At 42.0% G+C, this 7,141-nt stretch carries 7 protein-coding genes and 1 riboswitch; of the genes, 6 read left to right on the top strand and 1 reads right to left on the bottom strand.

What is annotated here, in order from left to right; translation table 11 throughout:
- A partial coding sequence (locus E4T71_RS07780; RefSeq protein ID WP_194181234.1) for a transposase occupies window positions 1-342 on the top strand: 342 nt, incomplete at its 5' end.
- Window positions 343-470: 128 nt separating this feature from the next.
- Here the strand turns inward: E4T71_RS07780 and E4T71_RS07775 are convergent.
- Window positions 471-914: a GtrA family protein gene (locus E4T71_RS07775; protein ID WP_135038703.1), complete on the bottom strand. Its 444-nt coding sequence runs from the start codon at window positions 912-914 to the stop codon at window positions 471-473.
- Window positions 915-943: 29 nt separating this feature from the next.
- A riboswitch (PreQ1 riboswitch) is annotated at window positions 944-1,040 on the top strand.
- Here E4T71_RS07775 and E4T71_RS07770 point away from each other — a divergent pair.
- From E4T71_RS07770 to E4T71_RS07750, 5 genes are all read left to right on the top strand, one after another.
- Window positions 1,038-1,547, top strand: coding sequence for a QueT transporter family protein (locus E4T71_RS07770; RefSeq protein ID WP_135038701.1), 510 nt, complete (start codon window positions 1,038-1,040; stop codon window positions 1,545-1,547). (Overlaps the previous riboswitch by 3 nt.)
- Before the next feature lie 82 nt (window positions 1,548-1,629).
- The gene (ligA, locus tag E4T71_RS07765) at window positions 1,630-3,591 is read left to right on the top strand and encodes an NAD-dependent DNA ligase LigA (RefSeq protein WP_135038699.1); all 1,962 of its coding nucleotides are present in this window, start codon (window positions 1,630-1,632) and stop codon (window positions 3,589-3,591) included.
- Window positions 3,591-4,547, top strand: coding sequence for a diacylglycerol kinase family lipid kinase (locus tag E4T71_RS07760; RefSeq protein ID WP_135038697.1), 957 nt, complete (start codon window positions 3,591-3,593; stop codon window positions 4,545-4,547). The genes ligA and E4T71_RS07760 overlap by 1 nt, the downstream gene beginning before the upstream one ends.
- A gap of 2 nt (window positions 4,548-4,549) precedes the next feature.
- Complete coding sequence (gene pulA / locus E4T71_RS07755) at window positions 4,550-6,871, top strand: type I pullulanase (RefSeq protein WP_135038695.1); 2,322 nt, start codon at window positions 4,550-4,552, stop codon at window positions 6,869-6,871.
- Window positions 6,872-6,927: 56 nt separating this feature from the next.
- On the top strand, window positions 6,928-7,141 hold a 214-nt coding region (locus E4T71_RS07750), incomplete at its 3' end, for a helix-turn-helix domain-containing protein (RefSeq protein WP_135034965.1).

Here is a 7,141-nt window from a genome sequence, read left to right as displayed (position 1 = left end):
TGTAATACGGCTTGGATGAATGAATTTTTACGACAACTGTCAGAAGCTTACCCTAACGACTATATTATTTTGGTGATGGATAATGCGGTTTGGCATAAATCACAGACATTGGATATTCCTAGCAATATTGAATTTACATTTATTCCACCTTATACACCAGAGATGAATCCGATTGAACAAGTTTGGGCAGAGATTCGGAAATTAGGATTTAAGAACAAAGCATTTAAATCATTGAATGACGTCATTGATCAGTTGCAAGAAGTTATCCAAAGCTTATCAACTACTCGCTTACGATCGATTGTCCATAGAGAATGGATATCTGCTAATTTTGATTCTGAATGAGTATTAAAAGCCCGTTGTTACGGGCAATAGTCAAGTAATACAAGCTCTAACCTGAACGAAGTTCAGCGAACGCCTTTAGGCGTCGCTGGAGAGAAACGGCTTACAGCCGGTGTACAAGCCACCCGTTTTCACGGGTGGTTTTGACTGGTAAAAACAAAAAGTTTACTAATGACATAATTTAGAATAATAATGAGTACTTGAGAGGTTAGTGCAACAATACCATCAACTAAGCTCAAGTTGTTGTTGACAAATTGACCGATGATACCAGGATATTGGGTCACAAATATAAAGGTGAGTCCAATATCTAAAAGGAAGGTGCCCAGACGAGCCATGAAGAATTTTATAAGTCGTTGCCAACGTCCAGGACTGTTTTGTCTAAACACAAACAAATCATTGGTGATAAAGGCGAACAGAATGGTTAGAATGTTGGCTATTGCGGTAGAGAGTACCGCTTCTTGGGTTACATAGAAGAAGCTAGTTCGTAGAATAAGATAGACTAAGGTTGCAAGACCGCCAAAAAACAGGTAGGACAGAACTTCATTGGCAAAAAATTTTTTAATAAGTGTTTTCATAGGAACTAGTCTATCATAAAGCAAAAAAATGTGCTATACTGAGACCGTTGCTTAGGCAACCCTTGACGCTTCCTTCTTTCGTCAAGCATATTAGACGCGGTAAAGCCGCTAAAGGAGTTTTTTATGAAATCATTAAGCACAAAAGATCTGGCTCAGATCTCTTTACTAGCAGCACTCTATGTTTTGTTAACGGTATTGCCTCCCTTTAATGCCTTGAGCTACGGAGCTTATCAGTTACGTTTGTCAGAGATGCTGAATTTTTTTGCCTTTTTACATCCTAAATATATCCTTTCTTTAACCTTGGGATGTATGATTGCCAATTTTTATAGTTTTGGTCTGGTGGATGTTTTTGTAGGTGGGGGCTCAACCTTAGTATTTGTTTCTCTAGGTGTATGGCTGTTCAAGTCCTTTGTGGGACAAGGAAAAATACTGAGTCTTTTTGATAAAGGATATTTTTTCTTTTCTCTTTTTTTCGCCAGTTCTATGTTTACGATTGCCTTGGAATTACACCTTTTGCAAGGTTTTCCTTTTGTTTTGACTTGGTTTACGACAGGACTGGGGGAGCTGCTTTCGCTCCTGTTGGGAGTCTTGCTTTTCCAAAATATGGAAAAACGATTACGAACGCTTTTTTAATTGAGAAATGGATCGATGAAACGGTGGTTTTATCGGTCTTTTTTTGCGTTAAAAACAGGTAGAAATATGATAAAATAGGGGCATGGAAGAAAGAATGATTGAATTGGTCGAGGAGCTGAATCGCTATGCCCAGGCTTATTATGAACAGGATCAACCTCTGGTTTCAGATAAGGAGTATGATCGTCTTTATCGTGAATTAGTGAAATTGGAAGCAGAGAATCCTAAATGGGTACGACCAGATAGTCCCACCCATCGTGTAGGTGGTAAGGTTTTGGAAGGTTTTCCCAAGTACCAGCATGTCTACCCTCTTTTTAGTTTGCAGGATGCTTTTAGTTTGGAGGAGTTGGAAGAATTTGATCAACGAGTTCGCAAGGAATTCCCGCAAGTCCAATATGTTTGTGAGATTAAAATTGATGGACTCTCTGTCTCTCTTACCTATGAGCAGGGTGTTCTAGTTGCTGGAGCTACTAGGGGAGATGGTCAAGTTGGAGAAGACATTACAGAGAATCTTCGTCGGGTTCAAGACATTCCGTTACGTTTACCACAAGCGATAGATATCACGGTTCGTGGGGAATGCTATATGCCTAAGATGGCTTTTCAGGATTTGAACCAGAAGCGGGAGCAAGAAGGGGAAGCCAGTTTTGCAAATCCTCGGAATGCGGCGGCTGGAACCTTGAGGCAATTGGATACGCAGGTGGTAGCAGATCGTAAACTAGCTACATTCTTATATCAGGTAGCTAGCCCTTGGTCTGCAACGAGTCAAGAATCGGTTTTGGAGAATTTAGACCAACTTGGTTTTGTAGTCAATCCGCTTCGAAAAACAGTTGGGACTATGGCAGAAGTTTGGGAATTTATCCAAGAAATTCAAGAAACTCGTGACACCTTGCCTTACGAGATTGATGGTATGGTCATTAAGGTTAATGATCTAGCTATGCAAGAAGAGTTAGGATTTACGGTTAAGTATCCCAAGTGGGCTATTGCTTATAAATTCCCAGCAGAAGAAAAAGAAGCGCAATTGGTGTCGGTAGACTGGACTGTTGGTCGGACAGGTGTTGTGACACCAACGGCAAATTTGAGTCCGGTGCAACTAGCAGGAACGACAGTTAGTCGAGCAACCTTGCATAATCGTGATTATATCTTGGAGAAGGATATTCATCAGGGTGATACGGTTGTTGTCTATAAGGCTGGGGATATTATTCCAGCCGTCTCTCATGTTGTGTTGAGTCAACGCAAGGAGGGAAGTCAGCTTTTAGAGATTCCGACGCACTGCCCAAGTTGTCAGTCAGAACTGGAACAATTGAAGGATGAAGTGGCCTTGCGTTGTGTAAATCCGCAGTGTCCCGCCCAATTCCGAGAACGTTTAATTCATTTTGCTAGCAGAGCTGCTATGAATATTCAAGGCTTAGGGCCTTCTATGATTGACAAGTTGTTTGAAGCCAAATTGGTTTTTCGTGTTAGTGACCTCTATCGTTTACAATTGGATGATCTCGTGAACCTGGATGGGGTACAGACGAAGTCCAGTCAGAAGTTGCTAGATGCCTTGGAAGTTTCCAAAACGAATTCTGCTGATCGACTTTTATTTGGCCTTGGTATTCGATTTGTGGGAGCTAAAGCCAGTCGCCTTCTTTTGGAAAAATTTGAATCGCTGACGGTATTGAGCCAGGCTAGTGAAGAAGAAATCGTAGGGATTGAGGGAATTGGGCCAGCGGTAGCCCAGAGCCTTAGTCATTATTTTGCCCATGAAGAGGCTCAGGAACTCCTAGAAGAATTGAAAGTCGCTGGACTGAATCTCAACTATTTAGGCCAGAAAAAGGTAGAGGATGGGATTCTCTCGGGACAAACGGTAGTCTTAACTGGAAAACTTAATCGTCTGAAGCGTTCAGAAGCTAAGGCTAAACTGGAAGCTCTAGGAGCTAAGGTGACCGGCTCAGTTTCGAAAAAAACAAGCTTAGTTGTGGCTGGTGAGGATGCCGGCAGTAAGTTGACCAAGGCACAAGAGTTGGGCATTCCAATTCAAGATGAAGCCTGGTTGGAGGAATTGTGATGGCAGAAGAAAGAAAAAGAGCTCGCTTGATTTATAATCCGACCTCAGGACAGGAGATTATGAAACGCTACATTGCCGATGTCTTGGATGTTTTAGAAGATATTGGTTATGAAACATCAGCGTATCAAACAACTCCTCTCCCATTTTCAGCTCAAAAGGAAGCTGAAAGGGCTGCTCGAGCTGGTTTTGATTTGGTTATTGCAGCTGGTGGCGATGGGACCATTAATGAGGTTGTAAATGGTATTGCACATTTGGAAACACGGCCTCGTATGGCTTTTATTCCAGTCGGAACAACCAACGATTATGCTCGGGCTTTGAAAATTCCCATGGGAGATCCGGTCGCTGCGGCTAGGGTTATTGCTCAAAATCAATTGGTGGAGATGGATATTGGAAGGGCTTATGGGAATAAGCATTTTATTAATATTGCAGCTGCGGGAACCTTGTCGGAATTGACCTATAGTGTGCCAAGTAATATTAAGACCCGTTTGGGCTATCTAGCTTATGTAGCCAAGGGAGCGGAGATGTTGCCTAAGGCCAAATCACGGAAAATTCGTTTGGAATATGATGATGGGGTCTTTGAGGGAAAAGTTTCATTAATCTTTGTAGCTCTGACGAATTCCATTGCTGGATTTGAGAAACTGGCGCCAGATGCTAAGTTGGATGATGGGAATTTTACCCTGATTATTGTCAAAACAGATCGAATCTTTGACATGATGTCTTTAATCATTCAAGCTATCAATGGTGGTCAGCATGTCACAGATTCCAATGTTATCTATATTAAAAGTAAAGAGTTGAAGTTGGAGGTTCTGGAAGAAGATCAACAATTTATGTTGAACTTGGATGGTGAGTACGGTGGTGACACACCCGTCCATCTCGAAGTACTTCCGAACCATTTAGAATTTTATGCCAATGTTGATGAGATTTCAGATGATGCATTGACAGGCGATCGAGGATAGAAATGTTACATTATCGTGTATTGATTCATTACCATAGTCAAGAGGGACGCTATACGGGTGTTAATCTCTGGCAGTGGAAAGATGGTGATTTAGGCAAAGAAGTGAGTTTTTCCAGTTATGATTATTTTGGAATGACTACTGAATTGATTTATGAAAGTCAAGTCCCGCTTTCAAAAGCCAAGCTTCTGATTAAAGCCCACGATTGGTCTTGGCAGTCGCGTGATTTTGAATTGAATCTCCTACCTGTTCATTTACGAACGGAGATTTGGGTGATTGAGGGAGATGATACTCTCTATTATTCGAAGCAGGCGGCGATGGCTAGTCCTCAATTTCGTTATCGTAATCCTCATGCCTTTGATATGGCAAATCATAGTCAAGGTTTTGATCAATATTGGGCCTACCAGGGTTGGTTAGGGGCTCGTTACGGGGAGGAAGCCTCCTTGTTCAAAGTTTGGGCACCGACGGCTAAACAAGTGGATTTGGTGGTGTATACTGCAGCCACTAACGATGCTCCAGTCTGGAAGATTTACCCTATGGAGAGAGGAAGTGTAGCTTCCACAGATCATAGAAAAAATGATATTGGTGTTTGGTATGCACGGGTAACGACGGATATTCGAGGACTAGCATACCAGTATCATGTTTACCAAGATTTTGAAGACCGGTTGACCAGAGATCCTTATGCTCAAGCTGCTACAGAAGATGGATTGCGATCCGTCTTACTTTCGGAAGAGGATCGAGCGATTCCGAATTTTTCGTTAACGGATGAGTCAGATGCGAGTTGGCGGATCTCGAATCCTAGTCAAGCTGTTATCTATGAGATGCACGTTCGGGATTTGACCAAGTCTCCAACTTCTGGAGTGCCAGAGAACCTACGAGGGACTTATTTGGGGGCGGCCTATACAGGTAGTCGTACGGATTCAGGACGGCCAACAGGCTTCGATTATATTAAAGATTTGGGCGTTCATTATGTTCAACTGCAACCCATTGCGGATCGTTACAAACAATATGATTCGGAAGGGCGGGTCCTCTATAATTGGGGATACGATCCACAGAACTATAATGTTCCAGAATCTAGTTTATCCAATCACTCACTCTCACCAGCTCAGGTCATTCGAGACTTTAAAACGATGGTGAAAAGCTATCACGATGCTGGAATTGGTGTGATTATGGATGTGGTTTATAACCATGTCTATTCAACCTACAACAGTCCTTTCCAAGACCTGGTGCCGGATTATTATTTCCGAATGGCTTCTGACGGATCATTTGAAAACGGAACAGGAGTTGGTAGTGAGACAGCGAGTGAACATGTCATGTTCCGAAAATATATGATTGACTCGCTCCGTTATTGGGTGGAGGAATATCAGATTGATGGTTTCCGGTTTGATTTGATGGGAATCCATGATGTGGAAACCATGAATTTGATTCGCCAAGTGATGGATGAGATTGACCCACGTATTCTTCTTTATGGAGAGGGGTGGGATATGGGAACCGTTTTGGCTCCAGAACAGAAAGCAAAAAAAGCCAATGCGCATCTAATGTCTGGAATTGGATTCTTTAACGATGATCAACGTGATGCGATTAAAGGATCAGAAGTTTATGGTCATCTCAAGGCGGGCTTTGTTAGTGGTCAAGGGAGTGAACATCAAGTTGCAGAAGCTTTTAAGGCCAGTCGCAATTTGGGTAGCTATCTGAGCCCATCTCAAGTTCTCAATTATGTACAAGCTCATGACAATTACAATTTACATGATCTTTTGCAGGAATTGCATCCTCATGAAGATGTTGCTATTCGTTGGCAGCGTCAAGAAATAGCTACGGTATTGAACTTGCTGATGCCCGGAATGACCTTTATGGAAGCCGGTCAAGAGTTCGGTCGTACCAAACTTTTGGCAACGGGACCAGATGGTCAGCTAACTGTTGATGACAAAGAACGGGCCATGAATTCTTACAATGCGCCTGATGCAGTCAACCAGATTGATTGGAATCGTCTAGATTTTGTCCCAGATGCTTTGGAGCGTATTCGCCAGCTTATCCAGCTTAAGGAAACGGACCCAATCTTTGCTTTTGACTCCTACGATCATGTTTTGGATCGTGTTACTTTTGGTCCAATTGAAGAAGGATCTGGACGGTTAGAAGTTCACTTCCGTGGATTGCAAAAGGATTTCCGCCTATTCCTAAGTATTAAAGGAGATTATCAGCTTCCTGATTTAGAGGGGTGGACAATGGTTATTAGTAATCAAGAAGAAGAAAGTCTCGAGCGACTTCAAGCCCTTCAATATATTCTTGTGATGAAGGAATCTTCAAAAGGGGTTGGAAAAGAAGATTAGGATTTTCCTTCTTCTTATACTTAACAAAAAACAAAAATAGCTGTATACTATAAGGTATGAAAGTCGAACTAAATGAATATCAAATTAGCGAATTGAAGCAAGCCCTGAAAGATAAAAAGAATGCACAGCACCATAGGAAAATTCAAGCTCTCATTCTCTACTCTGAATGTCAGAATTTAACAGCAGTAGCTAAATCAGTAGGTTTTGTTCATCAAACTGTACGAAACTTATTGAACCGTTATCTAGAAGGAGGTTTAGAGGCACTCCTTA

Source organism: Streptococcus sp. WM07 (assembly GCF_004570525.1).
Taxonomy (GTDB): Bacteria; Bacillota; Bacilli; order Lactobacillales; family Streptococcaceae; genus Streptococcus.
Note: the sequence above shows the minus strand (reverse complement) of the source record. Positions and strands in the feature narration are given on the sequence as shown.

Bases quoted from the DNA above. Each gene is read 5' to 3' on its own strand.
- E4T71_RS07775 (WP_135038703.1), bottom strand. From the start codon at position 914: ATGAAAACACTTATTAAAAAATTTTTTGCCAATGAAGTTCTGTCCTAC.
- E4T71_RS07770 (WP_135038701.1), top strand. From the start codon at position 1,038: ATGAAATCATTAAGCACAAAAGATCTGGCTCAGATCTCTTTACTAGCA.
- ligA (WP_135038699.1), top strand. From the start codon at position 1,630: ATGGAAGAAAGAATGATTGAATTGGTCGAGGAGCTGAATCGCTATGCC.
- E4T71_RS07760 (WP_135038697.1), top strand. From the start codon at position 3,591: ATGGCAGAAGAAAGAAAAAGAGCTCGCTTGATTTATAATCCGACCTCA.
- pulA (WP_135038695.1), top strand. From the start codon at position 4,550: ATGTTACATTATCGTGTATTGATTCATTACCATAGTCAAGAGGGACGC.